The organism is Curtobacterium sp. P97 (genome assembly GCF_023712445.1).
In the GTDB taxonomy this organism is placed as follows: Bacteria; Actinomycetota; Actinomycetes; order Actinomycetales; family Microbacteriaceae; genus Curtobacterium.
In genome coordinates, this window is record NZ_JAMAYF010000018.1 from 1 (window position 1) to 25,873 (window position 25,873).

Sequence of the window (25,873 nt, forward strand, 5' to 3'; positions counted from 1 at the left end):
GCCCAGGTGCTCTGCATGGGCCAGCGGGTCGTCGGCATCGAGGTCGCCCGGCGCATGGCGAAGGAGTGGCTCGGGTACACGTTCGACCCGTCGAGCGCGAGCGCGGAGAAGGTCGCCGCGATCTGCGGCTACGACGGCTCCGCGCCCGTCGGCACCGACGCCGGAGGCGCAGCCGGCACCGACGCCGGAGGCGCAGCCGGCACCGACGCCGGGGTCACCGCCACCGCGTGACCTGACGCCGGTCGCCCCCTCGGGACCGCCAGCGCACCCGCCGGACCGGCCGGTGCGGTGGCGGTCCCGTCGTCGCGCTGGCGGCGCGCCAACCGGTGCACGACCGGCACGGTCGCCTCGTAGAGCTCCCGGTAGTCCCGGTACCCGAGGTCGTACCGCTCGGAGGCCACCGGATCCGGTTCGATGACGACCGCCGGCGGGTTCCAGGCGCGGATGTCGACGCGGTCCGCGCCGTCGACGAGCAGCGCGGCCAGGTACGCCGTGCCGAAGCACGCCCCCGTGGTGACGGACGGGATGGTCTGCGGGAGCCCCGTGACGTCCGACACGATCTCCGGCCACAGTCGTCCGAGCACCCCGCCGCCGGCGCCGACGAGTTCGTGCACGTCGATGCCGGCCCCGCCCAGCACCTCGAGGTTGTGGCGGACCGCGTAGGCCGTCCCCTCGAGCGTCGCGCGGTAGAGGTCACCACGCGTGTGCCGGACCGTCAGTCCGGCGACCACTCCGCGGGCGTCCGGGTCCGCGATCGGGGTCCGCTCCCCGGCGAAGTAGGGCAGGACGAGCAGTCCCCCGGCGCCCGGACCGGCGGCCCGCGCCTCGGCGAGGAGTGCTGCGCGGTCGCCGTCGACGAGCCGCCGGAGCCAGTCGGTGACGGCGCCGGAGGTCGCGGTGCCCCCCGCGACGCAGGGCTGCCCAGGGCGGGTCCCGACCGTGGTCCACAGACCCGGGACCGACGTCGGTCGGTCGGTGGGCGCGATGAGGAACATCGTCGAGCCGTACTGCAGGAACACCCGCCCCGGCGCGGGGACGCCGGAGCTGACCCCCTCGGCCCACGCGTCGATGGTCCCCGCGATCACCGGGATCCCGGCCGGGAGGCCCGTGGCTGCGGCCGCGGCGGCCGTCACGTCACCGGCCCGCTCGCCGGGCCAGAGCAGCCGCGGCATCCGCAGACCGGGCGCGAGCCGCGCGCACCAGTCGTCGATCCAGCGCTCGGCGTGGACGTCGTACAGCGGGGTCGTCTGGCTGGCCGAGTGGTGGTCGAGGACGTACTCGCCGGTGAGCTGCTCGACGATCCGCGACGAGGGCATCGTGAACCGTCCGGCACGACGCCACGTGTCGGGTTCGTTCCGGGCGAGCCACGCGAGCTTCACCCCGGCGGCCTGTGTGCTGAGCCCGCTGCCGCACCGGGCACGGACGGCGTCGTCACCGCCGAGCTCCGCCGCGACCTCGTCGAGCATGTCCGCCGTGCGGGTGTCGACCCCGTAGAGGATCGCGGGCCGCAGCGGCCGTCCGTCCTGGTCCGACAGCAGGACGCACGGACCGATGCCGCTGACCCCGACCGCCTCGACCCGCGCGTGCGGGACCCGCGCGAGCAGCTCGGTCGTCAGGTCCACGAACTCGGCCCACCAGGCGTCGCCGTCCATCTCGACCCGCCCCTCGACGGGGCGGTCGACGCTGTGCTCCCGGCAGCCCTCGGCGAGCACCCTGCCGTCGAACCCGGCCAGCAGCGCCTTCGTGCTCGAGGTACCGATGTCCAGTCCGAGGACCGCGCGCATGCCGTCTCCTTCGCCGCCGTGTCGTCCCGTCGCCGGGCGGACCGATCCTACGAGTGCCGGGCACCGGGACGACAGCCGCGGACGCCCAGCCGACTGTCGGCAGCCCGACGTACGGTGCTCGCGACCCACCGCTCCACCGAAGGGGACACGATGCAGAAGTCAGCCTGGCTGCCCGCCGCGATCGCGCCGGTCGTCGTCGCCGGCGTCATCGCCGCGCCGGTGATCGCGAACGCCGCTGCCGAACCGGTGGCGGGCTCGGACCCCACCGCGGCCGAGGTCCTCGCGAGCATCGCGGGGTCCCGGGACGCCCAGTACTCCGGCACGCTCGCGCAGACGAGCGACCTCGGGCTGCCGGAGCTCCCCTCGGGCAGCGGCGGCTCCTCGCTCGAGGGCGACGCGTCCGACGTGCTCGGACTGCTCACCGCCGCGCACACCGCGCGGGTGTACGTCGGTGGCGAGGACGAACAGCGCTTCCAGCTGACCCAGCAGCTCGCGGAACAGGACGTGGTCCGGAACGGGTCCGACGTGTGGACCTGGGACTCGAAGGAGCGCACTGCGGTGCACCTGACGCTCCCCGCGGACGCCGACGCCCCCACCGCCGGCGCGACCACGCCGGCGCAGGCGGCCGAGCGTGCGGTCGACGCGATCACCCCGAGCACCCGGGTGTCCGACCCGACGACGGTCCGCGTCGCCGGACACGACGCATGGCAGGTCACCCTGACGCCGAGGTCCGACGACACCCTGGTCGGTTCGGTCCGGCTCGCCGTCGACCAGCAGACCGGGCTGCCCCTGCGCGTCACCGTGACCGCAGCCGGGCAGCAGGACCCGGCGTTCCAGGTCGGGTTCACGAGCCTCGACTACGGCGCGCCCGACGCTCGACTGTTCGACTTCACCCCGCCGTCCGGCGCCGAGGTCACGACGAAGGACCTCTCGGACGCCCACCGGCACGGGCAGGGCGGTCGGGCGCACGGCGACGACCGGAGCGGCGTCGGACCGACGGTGACCGGCTCCGGGTGGGACAGCGTCGTGGAGCTGCCCGCCGGCGACACCGCCGGACCGGGTCGGGACTCCGACGCCTCGGCGCTCCTCGACCAGGTGACGAAGCCCGTCGACGGCGGCCGCGCACTGCAGACGTCGCTCGTGTCGGTCTACCTGGCGGACGACGGCCGGGTGTTCGCCGGCGCCGTCCCGGTGTCCGCGCTGGTCACCGCCGCCAAGTGACGACAGCCCCGCAGCCGGACCGGGCAGCGACGGAGCCCGGCCGGTCCGTTCCCGACCTCGCGATCCGGACGCAGTCGCTCGTCAAGGTGTTCCGCCGGCAGCGCGCCGTGGACGGCATCGACCTGGCCGTCCCGCGCGGATCGGTCTTCGGGTTCCTCGGACCCAACGGCTCCGGCAAGACCACCACCATCCGGATGCTCCTCGGCCTGTCGGCGGCGACGAGCGGCACGATCGAGGTGCTCGGTCGTGCGGTACCGGGCGCGTTGCAGGAGGTCCTCCCCCGCGTCGGCGCGCTGGTCGAGGGTCCGGCCGCCTACCCGTACCTGTCCGGTCGGGCGAACCTGCAGCGGTTCGACGCGGCGGACCCGACCTCCGACCCGCGCACCCGCCACGACCGTGTCGCGACGGCGCTCGACCGCGTCGGGCTCGGCCACGCCGCCGACAAGAAGGCACACGCCTACTCGCTCGGCATGAAGCAACGCCTCGGCCTGGCGGGCGCACTGCTCGCGCCGCGTGACCTCCTCGTGCTCGACGAGCCGACGAACGGCCTCGACCCGCAGGGGACCCGCGAGGTCCGCAACCTCATCCGCTCGCTGGCCGACGACGGCACCACGGTCTTCGTGTCGAGCCACCTGCTCGCCGAGATCGAGCAGGTCTGCACGCACGCCGCGGTGATGCGGAGCGGGCGCCTCGTGGCGCAGGGGTCCCTCGACGAGCTCCGGGCGACGGGCGGACGGACCCTGACCGTCCGGACCCCCGACGTGGGCGAGGCCTCGGCGGTGCTCGTGCGGTTGGGGCTCTCCCCGCGTCGGGACACCGGTGCGGACGTCCTGGTCGCCGACCTGCCCGACGACGTCCTGCCCGAGACCGTCACGGCCGACCTCGTCCGTGCCGACGTCCGGGTCCGGGGCGTCGCGGTGGGCGGCGGCACCCTCGAGGACCTGTTCGTCGCGCTCACCGGAGAGGGGTTCGATGTCGCAGCCTGAGCCCGTCCGCCGTCCCGTCCGCCCCTTCGCCCTGCTCGGGTCGGAGCTCGCGCTGCTGTTCCGGCGCCGCCGGACCTGGGCGATGCTCGGTGCCCTCGCCCTGGTCCCGGTGCTCATCGCGATCGCGGTGCGCCTGACCACCGACGGTGACTCCGGTGGTCCCGCGTTCCTCGGGGACATCACGAACAACGGCCTCTTCGTCGCGTTCACCGCGCTCACCGTGTCGATCCCGCTGTTCCTGCCCCTGACCGTGGGGGTCGTGTCGGGGGACACGGTCGCGGGCGAGGCGTCGCACGGCACGATCCGCTACCTGCTGGTGGCCCCGACCGGCCGCCTGCGGTTCATCCTGGTCAAGTACGCCGCCACGGTCGCGTTCTGCCTGGCCGCGACGCTCCTCGTCGTGCTCGTCGGCGCGGCGATCGGCGCACTGCTCTTCCCGATCGGCCCGGTGACCCTGCTGTCGGGGACGCAGGTCGGCGGCTGGTCGTACGCCGGCCGCGCACTGCTCCTCGCGCTGTACGTGGCCCTGTCGATGCTCGGGCTGGCCGCGATCGGGCTCTTCGCCTCGACGCTGACGACGGTGCCGGTCGGGGCGATGGCCGCGACGGTCGTGCTCGCCGGGGTGTCGCAGGTGCTCGACCAGCTCCCGCAGCTCGACTGGCTGCACCCGTTCCTGTTCTCGCACCTGTGGCTCGGCTTCGGCGACCTGCTCCGCGACCCGATCGCGTTCGACTCCTTCGGGGCGAACGCGCTGCTGCAGCTCGGCTGGGTGGCCGTGTTCGGGGCGCTGGCGTACGGACGGTTCGCGACGAAGGACGTCCTCAGCTAGCCGACGCACGCTCTCCCGCGCACGCATCGGGCCCGGCCTCCTGCCGGAGACCGGGCCCGATCGTCGCGCGTGTGGTTCAGGCCTCCGGGCTCGCCGACCCGCCGGCCATCGTCTCGGTGTCCGCGCCTCGTGCATCGGCGTAGCGGTCGCGCAGGTCACGCGCCTTCTCCGAGCGGTACCAGTCGAGTCGCGCACCGGTCTCCACCGTCTGCATGCCGATCACGACCTTGCCGCGGGAGCGCATCTCGGCCAGGTCCTCGTAGGCGTCGACGATGTACTCGAACGGGTAGAAGCCCGAGATGAGCACCTGCACGCGGCGGTCCTGCACGGCCTTGCCGAGCAGGGTGAGCAGGTCACGGGCCTCCTCGTCGTCGGCCGGTGCCCGCAGGAACCGGATCTCGACGTCGCGGCGGTGCTCGGAGGTCACCAGCCGCTCCGACGGCACGCCGAGCCGCGATGCGAGGTCCGCTGCACCGCCACCGCCGTGGTTGTCGATGAACGCGGTGATCGGCCGGCCGGCCGCCATCTGCCGGATGCGGTCCTCCTCGCCTTCGCCGTACGCGACCGGCAGCGTACCGATCTGCCGCAGGTAGTCGTGGTTCCGCGGGCTGCCGAGGGCGATGACGGTCGCGCCGGCATCGTGCGCCAGCTGGCACTCGATGTGCCCGACACCGCCGGCAGCGGCGGAGATCACGACGGTGTCGTCGGGCCCGAGACGGAGTCCGCGGACGATCGTCGCGGCGGTGGCGCCGGCCAGGTAGAGGCCGCCGGCGACCTCCCACCCGACGTGCTCGGGCTTCTTCACGACCGCACCGCGGGGCACGCGGATCCAGGTGGCGTGGGCACCGCCCTCGGGCGCGTGGCCCATCACCTCGTCGCCGACCTTGAGGTCACGGACCTCGGCGCCGCGGGCCCGGACGATGCCGGCGAAGTCGACGCCCTGGTGGGCAGGGAACTCGAGGTCGATGTGGTCGCGCAGCTTCCCCTCGCGGAGGAACCGCTCGACGTGGTTCAGGCCGGCGGCGACGACCTCGACGACGACGTCGCCGGGTCCGGGCTCGGGACGTTCCTGCGGGACGAGGTCGACGACGTCGAACCCGCCGTACCGGTCGTACTGCACTGCACTACCGATGCGCATGGGGGACTCCTTCCGTGGGCATGGCTCCGGTGTACTCGCGACGCCGGAACGGTGTCCGTGAGCGAGGGGTACCGGGCGCCGTCAGCGCGCGGCGGGCCCCGCCTGCTCCGCGATCCGTGCCACCGTCTCGGCGTCGAGCGCGAAGGCGAGCACGTCGCGGTCCGGGTCGGGGACGCGGACCGGTGTCGACCAGACGGAGCCGTCGGTGGCGACGTCGACGACCAGTGCGCCGTGGGCGACGTGGGCGGACTCCTCGGCGTACGGTCCGACGACGTCCGTGTCGTTCGCGACCCCGGGCGCGACGAGCACCGGGACGCCGGCGAGCGACCCGGCGCTGTGGTGGTGCTGGTGCCCGCCGAGCACCACCCGGACGTCCGAGCCGTCGAGGAGCTCGGCGAGGTCCTCGGGGTCCTGCAGGCGGAGGGCCTCGTGCAGCAAGGTCGGCGAGGGCACCGGCGGGTGGTGGAGCACGACGACCGTGCCGTGCGGGACGGGCTCGCCGGTGAGCGCCGCGCGGAGTCGCTCGAGCGCGGCGTCGCTGAGCGCGCCGTAGCCGGCACCGGGGACGCTCGTGTCGACCGTCACCACGCGGAAGCCGGCGACGACCGACTGCCCGGAGACCGGCACGGACGGCGGGACGTACTCCATCGTGTGCGCGAGCGGCGTGCCGCCCTCGCCGAGGACGTGGCCGTTCGCGAGGACCTGGCGGAAGCCCTCGCGGAGGTCGTGGTTGCCGGGGACGAGGACGAGTGCGGCGCCGTGCCGCTGCGCCCATGCGCCGATCCGCTCGCGAGCGGTGCGGTAGGACGCGGGACTCCCGTCCTCGGACACGTCCCCCGAGACCACGACCAGGCCGACGCCCGGGACCCCGTCGACGTGCGCGAGCACCGCGTCCAACGCCGCCGTCGTGTCGACCGACCCCTGGTGCAGGGCACCGTCACCGGTCAGGTGCGTGTCGGACAGGTGGAGGATGCGGAGGGTCCCGGCTGCTGGCGGCTGCATGGGCCTCACCGTAGCGACGCCGGTGATCGACGGACTGGACGGCGGGTCGGTGTTGCCTGGTGATCGACGGACCGGACGGCGGGTTAGCGTTGCCCGGTGACCGACGCTCCGATCGACCTGCGCTCCGACACCGTGACCCGCCCGACGCCCGCGATGCGCCGGGCGATGGCCGACGCCGAGGTCGGTGACGACGTCTTCGGCGAGGACCCGGAGACGAACGCCCTCGAGCGCGAGGTCGCCGACCTGCTCGGCCACGAAGCCGGGCTCTTCACCCCGACCGGCTCGATGGCGAACCAGCTCGGGCTGCGGCTGCACGTCGCGCCGGGCGAGGAACTCCTGGCGGACGTCCGGGCCCACGTCGTCCGCGCCGAACTCGGTGCCGCGGCGGTGTTCTCCGGCATCACGACGCGCACGTGGCCCTCGGACCGCGGACGCCTCGTCGCGGCGGCGGTCGCGGAGGTGGCTGAGCCGAACGCCGGCGCCTACAGCGTGTCCACGACGGCGATCGCGATCGAGAACACGCACAACTTCGGTGGCGGGACCGTGCAGCCCGTCGACGAGGTGCACGCCGTGCAGGCGTTCGCGCGGGAGCACGGCATCGCGGTGCACCTCGACGGTGCCCGGTTGTGGAACGCCCACGTCGCGTCGGGGATCGCGCTGCGCGACCTCGCCGCGGGGTTCGACACCGTGTCGGTCTGCCTGTCGAAGGGGCTCGGCGCGCCGGTCGGCTCGGTGCTCGTCGGCTCCCGGGAGCACGTCGCCGCGGCCCGCACCTGGCGGAAGCGCTACGGCGGGGGCATGCGGCAGACGGGCTTCCTGGCCGCGGCGGGCCGGTACGCGCTCCGGCACCACGTCGACCGTCTCGCCGAGGACCACACCAACGCCCGGGTGCTCGCGTCCGCGCTCGACGTCGACCCCGCGACCGTCGACACGAACATCGTCTTCGCCGAGGTGACCGATCCGGCAGCCTTCGTGGCCGCGGCCGCCGAGCGGGACGTGCGGGTGATGCAGCTCGGCCCGAGCCACGTCCGGCTCGTGACGCACCTCGACGTCAGCGCCGAGCAGGCCGCCCGTGCCGCCGAGGTCCTGGCGGCGCTCCCCCGCTGAGGGGCCGCGAGCGGCCGCCGGGCGCTCGCGTCCCGCGCCCGGTCAGTCGCACATCCAGCGCGAGCCGAAGGCGTCGTGGACCCGACGCAACGCGTCCGGGGTCCCCCACTCCTGGACATCGACGCAACCAGGACCGGCCTGCGCCGCGACGACGCCGAACCGCCCGACACCGCTGTACGCGTACCGGACGCCCGACGCGGCAGCCTGCGAACCGGTGCCGAGCGATCCCCCCGGCAACTGCAGCTGGCCTCCGTCGGGGAAGACGAGCACCTGACCGGTCGGCTCGCACGCTGGCGGGTCGTCGGACGCCAGGGCGGAGACCGAGACGGGTGCTGCGCCCTTGCACACCGGGAGCGGGGCCGCGTCGCTGCCCGTCAGGGTGAGGACACCCTCCTCCGGACCGACGGCGACGCACCCGGTGCACAACACCGCGAGCAAACCGAGGACCGTGGGAACGAGGACGGGTCGGATCGTCACGGGCCCAGTCTGCCGCGGACCGAGCCGCGGTGTCACTGATCGGCCCAGGGGGGTCGGCGGTCGGTCGGTCGGTCGGTCGGTCGGGTTCAGCGGTACACGTCACGGCGGTGGCCGATGACCAGCACGAGGACCACCAGACGATCGTCGACGATCTCGTAGACGATCCGGTGGTCGACCACAAGGACCCGGAACTCGCCCGGCCGGCCGACCAGCGCGGTCGACCCTGGCGGACGCGGCGTCGTGCGGAGCAGGACCAGGGCGGCGAGCAACCGCCGCTGCACGACCCGGTCGAGCTTCGTCAGCGCCTTCGCGGCACGCTTGGTCAGCTCGACCCGGTACTCGACGGGCGAGGCTTCACCCAAGCGTGATGCCCAGCTCGCGGGCGACCTGCTCGAGGGGCAGCGTCTCCGGGTCCTCCGCGAGTTCCCGCCGAGCGCGATCGACAGCGGCCCGGTCCATCGCGTCCTCGAGCGCCTGCAGTGCCCGGCGAGCCAGTTCCGCCTCGAGCACGACGACCTGCTCGCGGCCGCGGACCGTGATGGCGACCGGTTCGCGGTGCGCATGGTCGATGAGGTCGGACCATCGCTGGCGTGCTTCACTCGCGGGCAGGTTGTACATGTACCGATCGTACGACTCGTACGTCCGGTCGGGAAGGGCTCGGTGGGAGCGGATCGGCGGTCAGGTCGCGACGGCGGGGGCCTCGGCGGGCAGCGGGAAGGCCAGCGGATCGGCGTGCACGAGGTCGAGCGCACGCGCGACGGCGCCGAGGACCACGACGTCGCCGCCGAGCCGCGACGGCACGACCTCGGGCGTCGGGTCGTACTCCCAGGCAGCCAGGTGCTCGCGCGCCCGCTCGATCACGGGAGCGGCGGCGTCGGCGATCGCTCCGGCGACGACCACGCGGTCGATGTCGAGCAGGCTCGCGAGCAGGACGCAGACCCGGGCGAGGCGGTCCCCCAGGCGGTCGACGACCTCGAGCGCCACCGGGTCGAGCAGCGCGGCGGCGGCGAACACCGCCTCGGCGCCCGGCTCCTCGACGCCGCCGAGCAGGGAAGCCGGACCGATGCGCCCGTCGGCCCGCGCCGCGCGGACGAGCTCGCGGGCGGTGCGTCCGATGCCGTTCGACGAGGCCACCCCGTCGACCAGGTCGAGCACCCGGAGCTCACCGGCACCGCCCCGGGCACCGCGGAGCAGCACGCCGTCGACGACCAGGCCGGCGCCGAACCGCTCGCCCGAGAGCAGCGCCGCGAACGAGGCGTCCCCCGAGGAGGGCCGTTCGGCCAGCGCGGCGGCGTTCGCGTCGTTCTCGACCACGACGACACCGTGGGGCACGACGTCCGAGAAGCCCGGGTTCATGCTGTCCCAGAAGCCGCCGTCGCGGGGTGACGCACCGAGCGCGTCGACCGGAGCCGGGATGCCGACGACCGTCACGAGCACGCGGGCGGCGTCCACGTCCGCCGCGGTGAGCGCCGCCGCGACGGTGTCGGTCGTCACACTGAGCCGGACGGGCACCTCGAGCCCGGACTCGCCGAGCGCCACCTCGGCGCGGGCGAGGACGGTGCCCCGCAGGTCGGCGACGAGCGCGGTGACGCGGTGCTGCCCCGCGTCGACGCCGACGACGACCCCCGCGTCCGCGACGAGTTCCCAGCGCCGGGCGGGCCGGCCCTTCCGGTACTCCCCTGCCGTACGGGCGTCGTCGAGGTCGCGGAGCCAGCCGAGCCGGACGAGCTCCGCGCACGCGGCGAGGACGGTCGAGCGGGTCAGCCCCGTGGCGTCGATCGCCTCGGTCGCCGTGAAGGCACCGGACGACGGCTCGAGGGCGTACGCCAGGACCGTCTCGGCGCTGGTCGCGCGGGGGGTCACACGGCGTTGTGGCATGCGCCGACCCTACCGCGACGCGACTTGCTTGCGCGATTAGATTTTCTGAGTACATTTAGTCGCGCGAGCCGACACCGACGCCGGCACGCGAGTCGGAACGGCAGGGACGCCGGGTCCGGACGGACGGAGACGACGTGCAAGCACACGCCACCACCAGGAGCACGGCCGGGGTCACCCGCCGCGGGTTCCTGCTCGGTGCGGGCGGCATCGGCGCGGGCCTGGCACTCGCCGGGTGCGCCCCGCTCGGAGGATCGAGCAGCCGACCCGAGACGATCACCTTCTACGTGTCGAAGCCCGAGGTCATCGGGTACTTCGACGACGTCATCGCGAAGTTCCACGACAGCCAGTCGACGATCCGCGTGGTCCGCGACTCGACGTCGAACATGTCCGCGAACCTCGTCCGGAACCGACCGCCGGACCTCGGGTGCCTGAACTACAACTACGCGATGGTGTCGTTCGTCGAGCACGGGGCCCTGACCGACCTGTCCGACCTGCCCGAGAAGGACACGATCAACCCCGACCTCTGGCCCCTGATGCGCCAGACCGCCGACTACCCGGGCCGGACGAGCGTCCTGCCCTACTCGGTGACCGCCGCGTCGGTGATCTACGACAAGCAGCTGTTCGCGCAGCAGGGTCTCGAGGTGCCGACGACCTGGAGCGCGTTCACCGACGTGTGCGAGCGTCTCGTGAAGGCCGGGATCACCCCGATGTACGGCACGTACAAGGACAACTGGACGATCGCCCAGGGCATGTTCGACTACTCGGTGGGCGGCATGCTCGACGTGCCGTCGACCTTCGCGGCGCTCGACCGCGAGGGCACCTCGGTCGGCAGGGGGTCGGCGGTGTCGTTCGAGAAGGACTTCGCCGCTCCCGTCGGTCGCATGGTGGACCTGCTGCAGTGGCACCAGCAGGGCGCCGCCAGCCGAGGCTACGGCGACGGCAACCTCGCGTTCGCGCAGGGGAAGGCGGCGATGTACCTGCAGGGCCCCTGGGCGCTCGGCGAGATCGCGAAGACGAACCCCGACATGGACCTCGGCACCTTCCCGTTCCCGGCGACCGACGACCCCGCCGACAACAAGGTGCGCGTCAACGTCGACCTCGGGCTCTGGATCCCCGAGGCCTCACGGAAGCAGGAGGCCGCCCGCGAGTTCCTGTCCTTCCTGATGAGCCCGGAGATCAGCGACCGGTACAACGCCGACAACAACGGCTTCGGCGTGCGGAAGGACTCTCCTCCGGTCTCGAACCCCGCGCTCCGCGGCATGCAGGACTCGTACGACCAGGCCGCGTTCTACCTCGGCGCCTCGCAGCTCATCCCCGCCGAGATCCCGGTGGCGAACTACCTGCAGTCCATCGCCTTCGGCGGTGCGCCCGACCCGCAACTCCGCACCCTCGACGGCGACTGGGCGCGGCTCGCGCTCCGGTCGGCCGCGTAAGGAGACGACCTTGGCCACCACGACCACCGCATCGATCACGACGGCGGACCGCCGCCGCCGGGGCGGAGCCGCACCGCGCCTCCAGGCCGGCGTCCGCGGACGCGCCAAGCGCGTCGATCCGCTCTTCCTCCTGTTCCTCGTCCCCACGCTCGTGCTCTTCACCCTCGCCATCACGCTCCCCGCAGCGATGGGCATCGTGCTGAGCTTCACGAACTCCGTCGGCTTCGGCGAGTTCCGGTTCACCGGCCTGACGAACTACGTCGCGGTGTTCTCCGACCCCGCGATCCTGCAGGCGTACCTGTTCACCATCGGGTTCTCGCTCGTCACCGTGCTCCTGGTGAACGCCGTGGCGTTCCTGCTCGCGATCGCGCTGACGTCGAAGATCCGCGGCAAGATCGCGCTCCGCGGCGTCTTCGTCCTGCCGATGGTGATCTCCGGCATCGTCATCGCCTACGTGTTCTCGTTCCTCTTCGCGAACAGCCTGCCGGCGCTCGCGACCACGCTCGGCATCGTTCCGCTCGAGCAGAGCATCCTGGCGAACCCCGACCTGGCGTGGGTCGCGATCGTCGTCGTGACCGCCTGGCAGGCGATCCCGTCGACGCTCCTCATCTACATCGCCGGCGTCCTGTCGATCCCCGGCGAGGTGTACGAGGCCGCGGCGCTCGACGGTGCCAGCGCCTGGCGGCAGCTGGTCTCGATCACCGCACCCCTGACGGCGGGCTACATCCTCATCAACCTCGTGATCGGGTTCAAGAACTTCCTGAACTCGTACGACATCGTCGTCGGCCTGACCGACGGCGGCCCGGGCACCTCGACCACGACGGTCGCGATGTCGATCTTCAAGGGCTTCAGCGGCGGCGACTACGCGTACCAGATGGCGAACGCGACGATCTTCTTCGTGATCGCCGTCGTCATCGCCGTGATCCAGCTGCGGGCGACCCGCGGGAAGGCAGCGCTCTGATGACCATGCAAGCACCCCTCCGTCCGGGCACGACGGCGACCGGCAGCATCCGGTCGGTCGACGCCGACCGCACCGCCGGACGCCGCGGTGAACGGTTCAACTGGCCGGTCACGATCGTCCTCGCGCTGTGCACCCTGTCCGTCCTCGTCCCGCTCTACGTCACCGTGACGATGGCGTTCAAGACCACGACGCAGGCCGTGGACGGCAACGCGTTCTCGCTGCCGGCGCCGTTCAGCGTCGACGGCTTCGTGCAGGCCTGGGAGCTCACGGACTTCCCGCGGGCGTTCGGCGTCTCGGTGCTCATCGCGGCGATCACCGTCGTCGGGACGATCCTGCTCGCGTCGTTCACGGCGTACGCCATCGCCCGGAACTGGGAGCGCCGCTTCTTCCGCTGGTCGTTCTTCTACCTGCTCGCCGCGATGTTCCTGCCGTTCCCGGTGCTCGCACTGTCGCAGGTGAAGCTCACGGGCCTCGCCGGGCTGGACAACCCGTTCGGCGTCGCGATCCTGCACGTCATGTTCCAGCTGTCGTTCAGCGTGCTGCTCTTCACCGCGTTCCTGCGCTCGATCCCGGCCGAGCTGGAGGAGAGTGCCCGCATCGACGGTGCGAGCACGGGGCAGGTGTTCTGGCGACTGGTGTTCCCGCTCCTCGCGCCGATGAGCGCCACCGTCGGCATCTTCGCGTTCCTGGCGTCCTGGAACGACTTCGTGATGCCGTCGCTGATCACCTCGGACCCGGCGCTGCAGACCCTGCCGGTGCTGCAGCAGATGTTCCAGACGCAGTTCAGCAACAACTACAACGTGTCGTTCGCCTCGTACCTGATGGCGATGGCCCCGGCGATCATCGTCTACCTCGTCACCCAGCGATGGGTGATGGCCGGCGTGACCCAGGGCGCGATCAAGTGACCCCGCCGTCGCAGTCCGCGACCGCGGACACGAACGCAGCTGCAACGACCACGACCACCACCCGCACGAACAACGAAAGGCCCGACGTGACCGACACGCTCGTCCAGCCCGCAGCCGCCATCGACGCCGAGACCTGGTGGCGCCAGGCGAGCGTCTACCAGGTGTACCCCCGCTCGTTCGCCGACGCGGACGGCGACGGCATCGGCGACCTCCGCGGGGTGACCTCGCGGGTGCCGTACCTGGCCTCCCTCGGCATCGAGGCCGTCTGGCTCAGCCCGTTCTACCCGTCCGCACTGGCCGACGGCGGCTACGACGTCGACGACTACCGCGAGGTCGACCCGCGTCTGGGCACCCTCGCCGACTTCGACGAGATGGTCGATGCCCTGCACGGCGCCGGCATCCGGGTCATCGTCGACATCGTGCCGAACCACACGAGCGACCGGCACGAGTGGTTCCGCGAGGCGCTGGCGTCGCCGAAGGGCAGCCCGGCCCGGGACCGCTACGTGTTCCGCGACGGCACCGGTCCCGACGGGTCCGAGGCGCCGGCCGACTGGGTGTCGATCTTCGGCGGCCCGGCCTGGACCGCCGTGGGCGACGGCCAGTGGTACCTGCACAACTTCGCGACGGAGCAGCCCGACCTGAACTGGGCGAACCGCGAGGTGCGCGACGACTTCCTGCACACGCTGCGCTTCTGGTCGGACCGTGGTGTCGACGGCTTCCGCATCGACGTGGCGCACGGCCTGGCGAAGGACCTGCCCGCGGGCGAGCTGCCCACGTGGGCCGAGGTGCTCGCCGCCCCGAAGGACGGCTCGCACATCCTGTGGGACCGCGACGACGTGCACGAGATCTACGCCGAGTGGCGGACGGTGTTCGACGAGTACACCCCGGCACGGACCGCCGTCGCCGAGGCCTGGGTCGCAGCCGACCGCCGTGCCCGGTACGCCAGCGCCGAGGGACTCGGGCAGGCGTTCAACTTCGACCTGCTCGAGGCGGACTTCGACGCACAGCAGTTCCGCACGATCATCGAGTTCAACCTCGGGCTCGCCGAGCAGTCCGGCTCGTCGACGACGTGGGTGTTCTCGAACCACGACGTCGTCCGGCACGCCACCCGCTACGCACTGCCCGCCCGGAACGGCGACGAGCAGAAGCAGGGGTCCGCGTGGCTGCTCGCGGGCGGTGACCAGGCGGCGCTCGACCGTTCGCTCGGACTCCGTCGGGCCCAGGCGGCGACGCTCCTCGAGCTCGCACTGCCCGGCTCCGCCTACCTTTACCAGGGCGAGGAACTCGGCCTGCACGAGGTCGGCGACATCCCCGACGCCGAGCGCCAGGACCCGGCGTTCTTCCGGAACCCGGGCGTCGACGTGGGCCGTGACGGCTGCCGCGTGCCGATCCCGTGGACGCGGCAGGGTTCGTCGTTCGGGTTCGGCGACGGCGGCTCGCACCTGCCGCAGCCGGCGTGGTTCGCGCAGGTCTCGGTCGAGGCGGAAGACGCCGACCCCGACTCGACGCTGAACCTGTACCGGAAGGCCCTGGGCCTGCGCGGCCAGCTGCAGTCCGAGGAGCACCTCGAGTGGCTCGAGACCGGTCGCGACGACGTGCTCGCGTTCCGCCGGCCGAACGGCTGGACGAGCGTGACGGTGTTCGGCGACGAGCCGTACGCACTCCCCGCCGGCGAGCTACTGCTCGCCTCCGCGCCGGTGGCAGACGGCGCACTGTCGGGTGTGGGGACCGCCTGGTTGCGTTCCTGACGGAACCCGGTGGCGGACGGGAGGCGCGGTGCAGGCAGGCACCGCGCCTCCCGTCCGTCGTGTGGTCACCTCGGTCGTCGCCCACCGGGCAGGACCGGGCGTACCAGGTGGGAACGGGCGTACCGGGTCGAACCGTTCGACCAGGTACGCCCGTTCTCGCTTCCCACCGCACGTGCGATGGGAAGGAACGGGCGGGCGGAACTCGCGGCGGCCGCCGGTAGGGTCGGCAGCATGAGCGGCGCGAGCATCAGCGTGCGGGACCTCGTCATGCGCTTCGGGGACCGGGACGTCGTCGACGGGCTGTCGTTCGACGTGGCCCCCGGCGAGACCTTCGGGCTGCTCGGCAGCAACGGTTCGGGCAAGACCACCACGATCCGGGCGCTGCTCGGCATCACGACGCCGACCTCCGGCACCCTGCTCGTCGACGGCGCACCGTACCGACCCGCGACCGGCGGCATCGGGTACCTGCCGGAGGAGCGCGGGCTGTACCGCAAGGAGTCCGTGCTCGACGTCATGACCTACTTCGGCACGCTGCGGGGCCTCCGCCGCACCGAGGCCGCGGCGTGGAGCACCGAGTACCTCGAGCGCGTCGGGCTCGCCGACCGCGCGAAGCTCCGTGTCGACAAGCTGTCCGGCGGGCAGCAGCAGAAGGTGCAGCTCGGCATCACGATCATGGACCGACCGCGCCTGCTCATCCTCGACGAACCGACGAAGGGGCTCGACCCGGTCAACCGTCGGCTGCTCCTCGACCTGGTCGACGAGCGGAAGGCGGACGGCGCGACCGTGGTCCTCGTCACGCACCACATGGACGAGGTCGAGCGCCTCTGCGACCGCATCCTGCTGCTCAAGGACGGCCGGGCAGCCGCGTACGGCAGCATCCCCGACGTGCAGGACGCCTTCGGCGGCGCCGTCGCCCGGGTGCAGCTCACCGGCACGGTCCCCCGTTCTCCCCTGTACCGCCTCGCCCGGCACGAGGGTCACGTCGCCCACCTGGTGCCCACCGAGGCAGCCGCGGTGGACGGGTCGGACATCCTCGCCGCGCTCGTCGGCGCAGGTGTGCACGTGACCGCGTTCGAGATGCGCCGCATCCCGCTCGACGAGATCTTCGTCCAGGTCTACGGCCACGACGCCGGGGCCGACCAGGCCCCGGCCGGCCGGGCGTCGACGCAGCACACCACCACGAGCGGGGCAGCGGCGTGAGCCGGCTCGGGACGGTCGTGCGCTTCGAGTTCGTCCGCGCCGTCAAGAAGCCCGCGTTCTGGATCGGCACCCTCGCGCTCCCGATCGTCGTCGTCCTGGTCTCGGTGCTCGTCGGCGTCGGACAGGCGGCCGGCTCCGACTCGATCTCGTCGAGCGCCTCGGCGGCGAAGACCTCGTTCCGGTACGTCGACCACTCGGGCCTGGTGTCGGCGCGGGTCGCGGCCGAGTGGGGCGGGTCGCCGTCCGACGACCCGGCCGCCGACCGCGCGGCCGTCCGGGCGGGCACGCTCGAGCTCTTCGTCGAGTACCCGGAGAAGCCGTCGGCGCAGGCGATCCGGCTGGATGCCGCCGACCGCGGACTGTTCGAGAACGGTGGCTACTCCTCGCTCGCCGAGCGGGTGCTCGAACGCAGCGTCGCGGCCTCGGTCGGTGACGAGGAGGCGGTGGCGCTCCTCCGCGCCCCGCCGTCGACCGACCTGACCACGTACGCCGACGGCCGCGTCGCCCCGGGCTGGCTGTCGATCGTCCCGCCGCTGCTCTACGCCCTCGCGTTCTTCGGCATCGTGATCCTGCTCGCGACCCGCATGGTGACGGTGGTCGTCGAGGAGAAGGAGAACCGCATCTCCGAGATGATCCTGACCGCGGTGACGGCCGGTGACCTGATCCGGGGCAAGGTCCTCGCCATGTTGCTCGTCGGGCTCGTGCAGGTCGGGGTCGTCGTGCTGCCGGGGCTCGCGGTCGCCCTGGTCGCACTGCCCCTCGTCGCGTCGCGGCTCGGCGGCCTGACGGTGGACCCGTGGCGGATGGTCGTCGGTGCGCTGCTGCTCGTCGGCGGGGTGCTGCTCGCCTGCGGGCTCTTCGTCGCCGTCGGCGCTGCGGTGCCCTCGATCAAGGACGCCTCGACGCTGCAGTCCGCCGCGATCTTCGCCCTGATCATCCCGCTCTACGCGGCGTTCTTCGTGATGACGACGCCGTCGTCGCCGGTGGCGGCGTTCTTCACGTACTTCCCCACCTTCACGCCGATCACCGCCATGGTCCGGAACGCCGTCGGATCGCTGTCCGTCGTCGAGTCCGTCGTCTGCATCGTCGAGGTGTTCGCCGTGGCCGCGGTGCTGCTCTGGTTCGCCGAGTACCTGTTCCGCCACTCGGTGGCGCAGTACGGGTCGAAGGTCACGGTGCGGCAGATCGCCGGCTGGCGCCGGGGCCGAGCCCGGGCACGCTGACGCGGTCCGACGGACGCGGGTCGTCGACGGGCCGACGGGTGTCGACGGCGGCACCGCTCGTGGGTCAGCCGCGGACGAGCGCCTCGTCCACGTCCCAGGCCACGGCTTCGGGCTCACGCCAGCCGTGCCGGAGCGTGTGCACGGCACGGTCGTACTCGACCAGGACGTCGAGGTACGGCCGGACGAGCATCTGCAGCTGGAGTCCCTCGTAGACCGCGAGCAACTGGGTCGCGGCCTGGTGGGCGGGGATGCCGATGGTCTCCAGACCGGCGTCGACGTCGCGCTGCAGCCCGACGGTGAGCTCCTCGACGTACTCCTCGAAGCGCTTGCGGAAGAAGCCGGCGAAGTCCCGTTCGGACGCGGCGAGGGTCACGACGCCCGCGAGCACCCGGACGAGACCGGGGTCGGCGACGTCCTCGGCCAGGGTCATCCGCACGTGCTCGAGCGTGCACCGCGGCACCGACGACCGGCGGGATCCGCGGAGCTGCAGCCAGCGGTCGTAGACCACCAGGAGCAGTCCGTCCCAGGTCGGGAAGAGCCGGTCGACGACCGGGCGGTCCACGCCGCAGGTCTCGGCGACCGTACCGGCGTCGACCTCGTGGAACGGGTGCAGCCGGTAGGCCCGGATCGCCCCGCGCACGATCCGCTCGGCCAGCGACGCGTCGCCCTCGACGGACCCGCCGTGCATGTCTGCCATCCCGACAGTCCACCGCACCCGGCCCCGGCGTGTCTCCACCCAGTGCGGGGGTCAGGCAACACCTGTCGAGCGCGTCAGCCCACCGTCACCGGCGCCGCCGACGGCTTGCGCCCCTGCTGTACCCAGACGAAGAACCCGGTCAGGGTGAAGGCGCCGTAGAAGACGTACATCAGCCCGGACGCGTAGTAGCCGGCCGAGAAGAGCAGCGGCACCCCGACCAGGTCGACCGCGACCCAGATCAGCCAGAACTCGACCCAGCCCTTCGCCATGCCGTACGTCGCCAGCACGGACCCGACGAAGATCCAGGCGTCGCTCCAGACCGGCTCGTACGAGCCGAGGGCCCGGAACACGGGCGTCAGGACGGCGGTGCCGCCCACCAGCGCCAGCACCAGCAGCCCCCGGGTCGACCAGGAGGCCCACCGCGGCTCGACGACGGTCGTCGCCTCGTCCGCGCGGTGCGTCCACCGGTACCACCCGTAGACGCTGACGACGATGAACATGACCTGTCGGCCGGCCTGGCCGAGCAGGTTCACCGGGTTCGGGGTGTCGAAGAGCGCACCCATGAACACCGTGAAGAGCAGGGCGTTCCCGAGGATCCCCACCGGCCACGCCCAGACCCTGCGACGCATCCCGCCGAGCGCACTGAGCAGCCCGAACACGTTGCCGATCACCTCGCGCCAGAGCACGGTCTGGTCGCCGATGACGAGCTGCGCGTCGAACAACCACCGCACGATGCCCATGGGCCCTCCTCGTTCCGAGACCGTGCAACCGTACGGGCAGCGGGCGCATTCCTCCGGCCGCGCGACCCCGTGTGACGTGCCGGTCTAGGCTCGGGCAGCGTGACGGACGGGCTCGTGGAGGACGCGGTGCGGCGAGCGCAGACCCTGCTCGACCACGCGGCCGCGCGCCTGCGGGCAGCCGGCGTCCGCGACGAGGCCCTCGGCGAGTACGTCGAGCCCCGTGCGGTCCTCGGGATCCGTCGGGAGCCGACGATCCGCTCGCTCGGCCGGGTCTGGCGCGTCGGAGCCCTGCTGCTCGGATCGTCCCCCGAGACCGCCGGCGGGGTCTGGGCGACCGGGCAGATCACCCGCGTGACCGACCCCGGACGCCAGCAGTTCGTCTCGGTCTCCGCCGAGGTGCGCCGCGCCTACCGGGCGGCCGCGGCGAAGGGGCACTTCGCCGCGGGCGACACGGTCAACCACGGCGCGGTGCCGATCCCGCTCGACGACTCGCTCGTCGGGGCCGACGGTGTGCTCGCCGTGGTCGACGGCGAACCGGTCGTCCGCTGGTCCCCCACCTCCGGGACCGCCGTGCCGCTCGAGGACTACCTGCGGGACCGGGTCGCGCTGCTCGTGGACCCGCCGAGGGGCGCGACCGACTGAGCTGCGTCCGACGCGGGTCGGACGGTCAGGCTCCTCCGGAGTCGGACTCCCGACGCCCCGCCGCCACGCGGTCGAGCCACTCCGCCAGGACAGCGCGCTCGGCTGCCGTCAGTCGGTCGAGTTCCTCGACGCCGGCGCGCAGGGTCGACGCCGCGGTGCGGAGCGCCCGGTCGGGACCGGCGACGACGTCGCGCTCGGGGACGACGACCTGCGCCTCGACCGCGGCCCAGACCGTCTCGGCCAGGGCAGGGTCGCGTCGGCCCTCCGGTTCGCCCAGGATCGCGAGCACGGCACCGGTACCGGCCGCGTGCACCAGCCGGACCGCCTCCGACGCCCCGACGAGGAGACGTCCGGCCACCGCGACCCGTCGCAACCGTTCCTCGAGCACACGCAGCCCGGCCGCCACGGCGGGTGACCCTCGCCCGCGACGCGGGTCGCTCATGATGACGAACAGGTCGGGGTTGGCGAGCCCGAAGGCGATGGTCGCGTCCCATCCCGCGCGGAGCGCCTCGACCGGGTCCGTCCCGTCCGCTCCGGCGGCGTCGACCATCGCGGCCTTCTCGGCGCTGAACACCGTCGTGACGTGCTCGGCGACCGCGTCGAGCAGTCCGTCCTTGTCCCCGAAGAGCCGGTAGATCGTGGGCGCCTGCACTCCTGCTCTTGCGGCGACCGCTCGCGTCGTCACCGCGTCGACACCGCCGTCGTGGAGGAGCTCCGCAGCGCCGACCACGATGCGCTCGCGGACGTCGCGACGGGAGTCGATCGCCGGTGCGGTACTGGTCACGGATCAACGCTAACAGGTGCTTGCTTCCACCGAAAACCAGCGCTACGGTTCTCGTGTTTCCATCGCTAACACGAACGAGGCCACCATGATCACGATCACCGGAGCGACCGGCGCACTCAACGGCGCCACCGCCGACCACCTCCTCGACCACCTCCCGGCATCCCGGCTCACGGTGGTGACACGGGACCCCGCACGCGCCGCGCGGTTCGCCGAGCGCGGCGTGACGGTGCGTCACGGCGACCACGACGACCCGGCAGGCCTGGTCGAGGCCTTCGCCGGCTCGGACCGCCTGCTGCTCGTCTCGTCGAACGACCCGGGAGGGGACACCGTCCGGCAGCACCGGAACGCCGTGCAGGCCGCGGCGAGCGCCGGCGTCGGACACGTCTTCTACACGAGCCACCAGGGCGCGGGAGCGGCGTCCCCGTTCGTGCCGGCACAGCACCACGCCGCCACCGAGGACCTGCTCGCCGAGTCGGGCCTCCGGTGGACCTCGCTCCGGAACGGCTTCTACGCCCACAGCCTGCAGTGGCTGCTGGGGCCGTGGCCGGAGACGGGGACGGTCGCCCTGCCGGCAGACGGACCGGTGTCCTGGACCGCCCGTGAGGACGCAGCCGAGGCGGCCGCCGCCCTGCTGCTGCAGGAGACGCCGGCCGAGGGACCGGTGACCATCACCGCGACCGCGGCACCGACCTTCGGGGAGCTCACGAACCGGCTGGCCGAGCGCGTCGGTCGCGACGTCGGCTTCCGGCTCGTCGACGCGGAACAGTGGGTCGGCGGCGCCGTCGCGGCGGGGCAGGACGATCGCATGGTCCGGTTCCTGCTCGGCATGTACGAGGCAGCGGCCGGAGGGTGGTTCGCGGGGACGGACCCGACGCTCCGGACGCTGCTCGGCCGCGAGCCGAGGTCTGCGGACGACGCACTCGACGCCGTCGTCGCCGGCACGCGCTGAGCGGACGCCGTCGTGCCGGTCGGCCTGCCGCGAGCGCGACGCCCCGGCCGACCGGCCGACCGGCATCAGTGGCGCGACCGCGCGGTGAGCCACTCGTCGAAGGACGGTCCGACCACCTCCGTACCCACGTCCGGCAGGAGCGCACCGTCGCGGAACGCGCGCCCCAGCCGACCGGGGATGCGGAGCGGCAGCGCACGGATGCCGGGAGCGGGCAGCGACTCCGTCATCGCCAGCAGTGTCGTCCGCCGCGGCCCGGCGACCTCGACGCGTCGCTCCCTGCGCTCACCCGAGACGACCTCCGCCACGACGGCGGCCACCGCGGTCAGCGCCACGGGAGCGATCGTCATCGCCGGGACCAGCGCGACGCGACCGACACCGAAACGCTCGGCGTTCTGCTCCGCGAACTCGTGCCACTGCGTCGAGCGCACCACCGACAGTTCGGCACCGGTCGTCGCGGCGGCCCGTTCCTGCGCTGCCTTGCCGGCGAAGTAGCCGTACCCCTGCACCTCCGGACGCTCGCACCCGAGGACCGAGAGCAGGACGTGCCGCGCCCCGACCGCTGCGGCAGCCGAACCGACCGCGGTGGTCGACCGGACGAAGAAGTCGGTGGCTCGTCGGCGGCTCGTCGTGAAGCGACCGGTGGCCTCGACCACCACGTCGGCACCCCGGAGCACAGCCGCGACGTCGTCGCGCAGGACGTCGAACCCCGTCCGCCGCGACGACACCTGCACCGCCCAGCCCCGCGCGGCGATCGCCGCTCCGATCGCTCGACCCGATGTTCCCCCGCCGACGACGACTGCGCGCACGACACCCTCCCGATCGATCCTCTACAGATGTAGAGAACAGTACGATGTCCTGGCCGAGAGGGGAAGCCATTGGGACGACGCGACGACCTCGCCGACGCGGCGGTCCGCCTCGTGGCGCGCGGCGGCGCGCGGTCGCTCACCCACCGCGGCGTCGACACCGAGGCAGGGGTCCCGCCCGGGTCGACGACGTACTACGCGTCGACCCGGCACGCACTGCTCGCGCTGGTGGCGGCGCGGATCACCGAGCAGCTGGCGTCCGACGTCGCCGGACTCCAGCTGCCGGAGGACCCGGACGACGCCTCGGTCGTCGCGGTCGCCACCGGGTTCCTCGACGCACTCGCTGCTCGCGGCGATGCACAGGCCGCCCGGCTCGCGCTCCTCGTCGAACTGCGCGACGACCCCGGACTGCGTGCTCCCCTGACCGGCGCCGACCCGGTGCGTGACGACCTCGTCCGAGCGGCACGGACCCTGCTCGACGGCATCGGCGTCGTGGACCCGGACGGCTCCGCACGGGACCTCGTCGGGATCGTCGACGCCCTGCTGCTCTACCGGGTCGGCGCGGTCGCCGCCGTCGATCCGCACGCGGTGCTCACGGCCTACGTCGCCGGGCTCCCGCGGAGGTGAACCCCGCGGTGGTCAGGCGCCGAGCCCGTCGACCACCGCAGCACGGGCCATCGCGTCGACACCGTCGCCGAGCGCTCCCCTGCTCACCGACCAGAGGGCGGACTCGACCAGCCGTGCCGTGCACCAGGCGGCGATGCGGTCCGGGGACTGGCCGGTCGTGTCCGACAGCACGGCGACCCGGTGCCGGACGGCGCGCAGGGGGTCGCCCGTGCGGAAGGGGTCGTCGACCTGCACGAGCACCGGGCTCAGGTCGTAGGCCGGATCGCCGACCATCGGCTTCGGGTCGATGACGAGCCACGGCGCCCGGACCGCCGCGAGCACGTTGCCGGGGTTCGCGTCCCCGTGCACGACCACCGACCGTGGGGCGCCGCGGGGCAGGGTGCGGAGCAGGTCGGTGCCGCGGCGCACGAGTCCGGGGTCGAAGGGTGGCGCGAGCTCGAGCATCCGGGCATCGGCGAGCGCCGCCCACTCCGCGGCGACGTCGGCGACGGACTCGAACGGGTGGTCGTCCGGGATCCCGGTCGCCCAGAGCCGCGTGAGCAGACCACCCGCGGTGCGCAGGCGCTCCTCGGCCGGCACGTCGTCACGCTGCACGAGGCGGGTGCCGGGGTCGCAGCGCTCGAGCAGCAGCACGAAGGGGTCGTCCGGGTCCACGGCGAGCAGGCGGACCGCCCCGGCGCCGTCCCACCACCCGAGCGCTGCTGCCTCGTGCTCGGCCTCGCGGTGCGGCAGGGACAGCTTGAGGACGGCATCGCCGCCGTCGGGCAGCCGCACTCGGACGACGTGCGAGACGCTGCCGCCCACGTACGGCTCGCCGGGGCGCAGGTCCCAGCGCTCGACCGCGCGGGCGAGCAGACGCGGGACGGACGCACGCCAGTCCTGCTCGGTCGGCCACATGCTCGGAGCGTACCGAGCGCCGGGACAGGGGTGGCGGGGCGGGGGCGATCCGGGCCTCCAGTCCGACCCGTGCAGGGGGCGTCGCCGACGCCGGTCGTCGGCGGCCCTCGGTCGCACGACGTGCCGTCGGCGGCCGTTCCGGGGGTGCCGCGCCCGCCGAACACGAGCGGCACGTCGTGCGACCGGAACGCGGCCGCCGGGCCAGCCCTGGCCGCCGACGCCGACGTCGGGGCACACGCGCCGTCAGCCGGGCGTCACACGCCGCCGGTAGCGTCCGGGCATGGCACCCGACCACGGCAGCACCGACGCCGGCAGCACCGACCGCACCCGGCTCGTCCTCCCGGGGCAGTACGGACCGCTGTTCGACGACGGCGGCCCCGCGCTGGTGGTCGAGGCGCGCGAGTTCTTCACCGCACGACCGATGCACCGGGCGAAGGCACACCTCTGGTTGAGCGCCCTCCGCCACCGGGTGCGGGAGCTCGGCGACCGGGCCGAGCACGTACAGGTCGAGGGTCTCAAGGACGCGCTGGTCGGCCGGGACGACCTCGACGTGGTCGACCCACCCTCCCGCACCCTGCGCGCGCAGGTCCGGCACTGGGGCCGTGGCACCGAGATCCTGCCGAGCCGCGGCTTCATCACCGACGAGGCCGAGTTCGCCGAGTGGGCCGCCGAGCGCACCGGACGCTTCCGGATGGAGACCCACTACGAGCGGGTCCGCCGCCGCGAGGGCTGGCTCATGCACTCGGACGAGCCGATCGGCGGGAAGTTCAGCCTCGACGACCAGAACCGGGAACCACCGCCCAGGGGAGCGACCACGCTCGGGCTGCCCGATCCGTGGTGGCCGACCGAGGACGAGATCGACGACGAGGTCCGCCACGACCTCGACCGCTGGGAACACGACGGCCTCGTCCGCTTCGTCGGCAGGGACGACACCCGCCGCTTCGCCGTGACCGCCGACGAGGCCCGGCAGGCCCTCGACGACTTCGTGCAGGTCCGGCTCGGGGACTTCGGGCCGTTCGAGGACGCCACGCTGACGAACGACTGGACCATGGCGCACTCGCTGCTCAGCGTGCCGATGAACCTCGGCGTGCTCGACCCGTTCGAGGTCGTCGAGGCAGCCCTCACCGCGCACCGCGACCACGACGCCCCGCTCGCGAGCGTCGAGGGCTTCGTCCGCCAGGTCGCGGGCTGGCGCGACTACGTCTGGCACCTCTACTGGTGGTTCGGCGACGACTACGGCGCCGAGGAGAACGCCCTCGGCGCACACGAGCGGCTCCCCCGCTGGTGGCAGGAGCTCGACGCGTCCGAGATCGACGCGGTCTGCCTGTCCACCGCGTTGGAGGGCCTGCACGACCACGGCTGGCTGCACCACGTCCAACGGCTCATGGTGCTCGGCAACTGGGCCCTGCAGCGGGGCTACGACCCGGTCCACCTCACGGAGTGGTTCACCGACGTGTTCGTCGACGGCACCGACTGGGTGATGCCCGCGAACATCATCGGGATGTCGCAGCACGCAGACGGCGGGATGGTCGCGACGAAGCCGTACGCCTCCGGTGGCCGCTACATCGACCGGATGTCGGACCACTGCGGCGGGTGCCGCTACGACCCGACCAAGCGGCTCGGCGAGGACGCGTGTCCCTTCACCGCCGGCTACTGGGCGTTCCTGTCGCGCACCGAGCCCGCGCTGCGGGAGAACAACCGGATGGCGCGGCCACTGCAGCAGATGCGGAAGCTGGCGGACCTCGACGAGGTGGTGGACCAGGAGGCGCGGCGCGGCACGCCCTGACCGGCCCCGCGTCCCGTCCGACGCCGGTCACCACCGCGCACGCAACGCGTGCGCCC

Annotated in this window: 27 protein-coding genes; 15 read left to right on the top strand and 12 right to left on the bottom strand. The window is 73.1% G+C overall.

Annotation, left to right across the window (positions count from 1 at the left end):
- A partial coding sequence (locus M3677_RS18200) for an RpiB/LacA/LacB family sugar-phosphate isomerase (RefSeq protein WP_285844872.1) occupies nucleotides 1-231 on the top strand: 231 nt, incomplete at its 5' end.
- Here M3677_RS18200 and M3677_RS15675 read toward each other — a convergent pair.
- Nucleotides 129-1,784 (bottom strand): FGGY-family carbohydrate kinase, encoded by a 1,656-nt coding sequence (locus M3677_RS15675; protein WP_209684959.1) that lies wholly within the window; start codon nucleotides 1,782-1,784, stop codon nucleotides 129-131. The two genes, M3677_RS18200 and M3677_RS15675, sit on opposite strands and share 103 nt — an antisense overlap.
- Nucleotides 1,785-1,934: 150 nt before the next feature.
- Between M3677_RS15675 and M3677_RS15680 the strand changes: the two genes are divergently transcribed.
- Genes M3677_RS15680 through M3677_RS15690 form a run of 3 tightly spaced genes read left to right on the top strand, consistent with a single transcriptional unit; the run spans nucleotide 1,935 to nucleotide 4,820 of the window.
- Nucleotides 1,935-3,005: a sigma-E factor regulatory protein RseB domain-containing protein gene (locus tag M3677_RS15680; RefSeq protein WP_081985322.1), complete on the top strand. Its 1,071-nt coding sequence runs from the start codon at nucleotides 1,935-1,937 to the stop codon at nucleotides 3,003-3,005.
- Nucleotides 3,002-3,991, top strand: coding sequence for an ABC transporter ATP-binding protein (locus M3677_RS15685; protein ID WP_066655518.1), 990 nt, complete (start codon nucleotides 3,002-3,004; stop codon nucleotides 3,989-3,991). Before M3677_RS15680 ends, M3677_RS15685 begins: the two co-directional genes overlap by 4 nt.
- The gene (locus tag M3677_RS15690) at nucleotides 3,978-4,820 is read left to right on the top strand and encodes an ABC transporter permease (protein ID WP_066655521.1); all 843 of its coding nucleotides are present in this window, start codon (nucleotides 3,978-3,980) and stop codon (nucleotides 4,818-4,820) included. Before M3677_RS15685 ends, M3677_RS15690 begins: the two co-directional genes overlap by 14 nt.
- 76 nt (nucleotides 4,821-4,896) lie before the next feature.
- On the opposite strand, the gene M3677_RS15695 is transcribed toward M3677_RS15690, so the two are convergent.
- Nucleotides 4,897-5,958, bottom strand: coding sequence for an NADP-dependent oxidoreductase (locus tag M3677_RS15695; protein WP_081984992.1), 1,062 nt, complete (start codon nucleotides 5,956-5,958; stop codon nucleotides 4,897-4,899).
- Between the two features lie 81 nt (nucleotides 5,959-6,039).
- A complete protein-coding gene (locus tag M3677_RS15700; RefSeq protein WP_251161000.1) occupies nucleotides 6,040-6,960 on the bottom strand; it encodes a metallophosphoesterase in 921 nt (306 codons plus the stop codon).
- Nucleotides 6,961-7,056: 96 nt separating this feature from the next.
- Here M3677_RS15700 and M3677_RS15705 point away from each other — a divergent pair, with 96 nt between their 5' ends.
- Nucleotides 7,057-8,067 carry a GntG family PLP-dependent aldolase gene (locus tag M3677_RS15705; RefSeq protein WP_251161001.1) on the top strand — a complete coding sequence of 337 codons (1,011 nt, stop codon included), beginning with the start codon at nucleotides 7,057-7,059 and terminating at the stop codon, nucleotides 8,065-8,067.
- 42 nt (nucleotides 8,068-8,109) lie between these two features.
- Here M3677_RS15705 and M3677_RS15710 read toward each other — a convergent pair whose 3' ends face one another.
- The 4 genes from M3677_RS15710 to M3677_RS15725 form a co-directional block, all read right to left on the bottom strand.
- Entirely contained in the window at nucleotides 8,110-8,544 is a 435-nt protein-coding gene (locus M3677_RS15710; RefSeq protein ID WP_251161002.1) for a hypothetical protein, read from the bottom strand.
- Between the two features lie 86 nt (nucleotides 8,545-8,630).
- Entirely contained in the window at nucleotides 8,631-8,906 is a 276-nt protein-coding gene (locus M3677_RS15715; protein ID WP_251161003.1) for a type II toxin-antitoxin system RelE/ParE family toxin, read from the bottom strand.
- On the bottom strand, nucleotides 8,899-9,162 hold the full coding sequence (locus M3677_RS15720) for a type II toxin-antitoxin system prevent-host-death family antitoxin (protein WP_066655545.1): 264 nt from the start codon (nucleotides 9,160-9,162) through the stop codon (nucleotides 8,899-8,901). The genes M3677_RS15715 and M3677_RS15720 overlap by 8 nt, the downstream gene beginning before the upstream one ends.
- A 60-nt stretch (nucleotides 9,163-9,222) precedes the next feature.
- Nucleotides 9,223-10,422, bottom strand: coding sequence for an ROK family protein (locus M3677_RS15725; protein WP_251161004.1), 1,200 nt, complete (start codon nucleotides 10,420-10,422; stop codon nucleotides 9,223-9,225).
- Between the two features lie 134 nt (nucleotides 10,423-10,556).
- On the opposite strand from M3677_RS15725, the gene M3677_RS15730 reads away from it, so the two are divergent.
- The 6 genes from M3677_RS15730 to M3677_RS15755 all read left to right on the top strand — a co-directional run bounded on the left by M3677_RS15730 (nucleotide 10,557) and on the right by M3677_RS15755 (nucleotide 17,892).
- Nucleotides 10,557-11,855, top strand: coding sequence for an extracellular solute-binding protein (locus tag M3677_RS15730; RefSeq protein WP_251161005.1), 1,299 nt, complete (start codon nucleotides 10,557-10,559; stop codon nucleotides 11,853-11,855).
- Between the two features lie 10 nt (nucleotides 11,856-11,865).
- Nucleotides 11,866-12,816 carry a carbohydrate ABC transporter permease gene (locus M3677_RS15735; protein ID WP_251161006.1) on the top strand — a complete coding sequence of 317 codons (951 nt, stop codon included), beginning with the start codon at nucleotides 11,866-11,868 and terminating at the stop codon, nucleotides 12,814-12,816.
- Nucleotides 12,816-13,721 (top strand): carbohydrate ABC transporter permease, encoded by a 906-nt coding sequence (locus M3677_RS15740; protein ID WP_066655554.1) that lies wholly within the window; start codon nucleotides 12,816-12,818, stop codon nucleotides 13,719-13,721. Before M3677_RS15735 ends, M3677_RS15740 begins: the two co-directional genes overlap by 1 nt.
- Before the next feature lie 86 nt (nucleotides 13,722-13,807).
- Complete coding sequence (locus M3677_RS15745; protein WP_251154546.1) at nucleotides 13,808-15,469, top strand: glycoside hydrolase family 13 protein; 1,662 nt, start codon at nucleotides 13,808-13,810, stop codon at nucleotides 15,467-15,469.
- A gap of 231 nt (nucleotides 15,470-15,700) precedes the next feature.
- Nucleotides 15,701-16,669, top strand: coding sequence for an ABC transporter ATP-binding protein (locus tag M3677_RS15750; protein ID WP_251161007.1), 969 nt, complete (start codon nucleotides 15,701-15,703; stop codon nucleotides 16,667-16,669).
- On the top strand, nucleotides 16,666-17,892 hold the full coding sequence (locus M3677_RS15755) for an ABC transporter permease (RefSeq protein ID WP_251161008.1): 1,227 nt from the start codon (nucleotides 16,666-16,668) through the stop codon (nucleotides 17,890-17,892). The genes M3677_RS15750 and M3677_RS15755 overlap by 4 nt, the downstream gene beginning before the upstream one ends.
- Before the next feature lie 64 nt (nucleotides 17,893-17,956).
- Here the strand turns inward: M3677_RS15755 and M3677_RS15760 are convergent, their stop codons facing one another.
- On the bottom strand, nucleotides 17,957-18,589 hold the full coding sequence (locus tag M3677_RS15760) for a TetR/AcrR family transcriptional regulator (protein ID WP_251161009.1): 633 nt from the start codon (nucleotides 18,587-18,589) through the stop codon (nucleotides 17,957-17,959).
- A 74-nt stretch (nucleotides 18,590-18,663) separates the two neighbouring features.
- Nucleotides 18,664-19,329 (bottom strand): nicotinamide riboside transporter PnuC, encoded by a 666-nt coding sequence (pnuC, locus tag M3677_RS15765; RefSeq protein ID WP_066655568.1) that lies wholly within the window; start codon nucleotides 19,327-19,329, stop codon nucleotides 18,664-18,666.
- A gap of 99 nt (nucleotides 19,330-19,428) precedes the next feature.
- Between pnuC and M3677_RS15770 the strand changes: the two genes are divergently transcribed.
- The gene (locus tag M3677_RS15770) at nucleotides 19,429-19,971 is read left to right on the top strand and encodes a hypothetical protein (protein ID WP_251161010.1); all 543 of its coding nucleotides are present in this window, start codon (nucleotides 19,429-19,431) and stop codon (nucleotides 19,969-19,971) included.
- A 25-nt stretch (nucleotides 19,972-19,996) separates the two neighbouring features.
- Here the strand turns inward: M3677_RS15770 and M3677_RS15775 are convergent, their stop codons facing one another.
- On the bottom strand, nucleotides 19,997-20,755 hold the full coding sequence (locus M3677_RS15775; RefSeq protein WP_251161011.1) for a TetR/AcrR family transcriptional regulator: 759 nt from the start codon (nucleotides 20,753-20,755) through the stop codon (nucleotides 19,997-19,999).
- An 85-nt stretch (nucleotides 20,756-20,840) separates the two neighbouring features.
- Here M3677_RS15775 and M3677_RS15780 point away from each other — a divergent pair, with 85 nt between their 5' ends.
- The gene (locus M3677_RS15780) at nucleotides 20,841-21,704 is read left to right on the top strand and encodes an NAD(P)H-binding protein (protein ID WP_251161012.1); all 864 of its coding nucleotides are present in this window, start codon (nucleotides 20,841-20,843) and stop codon (nucleotides 21,702-21,704) included.
- A gap of 65 nt (nucleotides 21,705-21,769) precedes the next feature.
- On the opposite strand, the gene M3677_RS15785 is transcribed toward M3677_RS15780, so the two are convergent.
- Complete coding sequence (locus M3677_RS15785) at nucleotides 21,770-22,510, bottom strand: hypothetical protein (protein ID WP_200884106.1); 741 nt, start codon at nucleotides 22,508-22,510, stop codon at nucleotides 21,770-21,772.
- Nucleotides 22,511-22,579: 69 nt separating this feature from the next.
- On the opposite strand from M3677_RS15785, the gene M3677_RS15790 reads away from it, so the two are divergent.
- Nucleotides 22,580-23,134 carry a TetR/AcrR family transcriptional regulator gene (locus M3677_RS15790; protein WP_251154545.1) on the top strand — a complete coding sequence of 185 codons (555 nt, stop codon included), beginning with the start codon at nucleotides 22,580-22,582 and terminating at the stop codon, nucleotides 23,132-23,134.
- Between the two features lie 12 nt (nucleotides 23,135-23,146).
- Here the strand turns inward: M3677_RS15790 and M3677_RS15795 are convergent, their stop codons facing one another.
- On the bottom strand, nucleotides 23,147-24,031 hold the full coding sequence (locus tag M3677_RS15795) for an aminoglycoside phosphotransferase family protein (protein ID WP_251161013.1): 885 nt from the start codon (nucleotides 24,029-24,031) through the stop codon (nucleotides 23,147-23,149).
- Nucleotides 24,032-24,311: 280 nt separating this feature from the next.
- Here M3677_RS15795 and M3677_RS15800 point away from each other — a divergent pair, with 280 nt between their 5' ends.
- Nucleotides 24,312-25,817, top strand: coding sequence for a cryptochrome/photolyase family protein (locus M3677_RS15800; RefSeq protein WP_251161014.1), 1,506 nt, complete (start codon nucleotides 24,312-24,314; stop codon nucleotides 25,815-25,817).
- The last annotated feature ends 56 nt before the right edge of the window (nucleotides 25,818-25,873 follow it).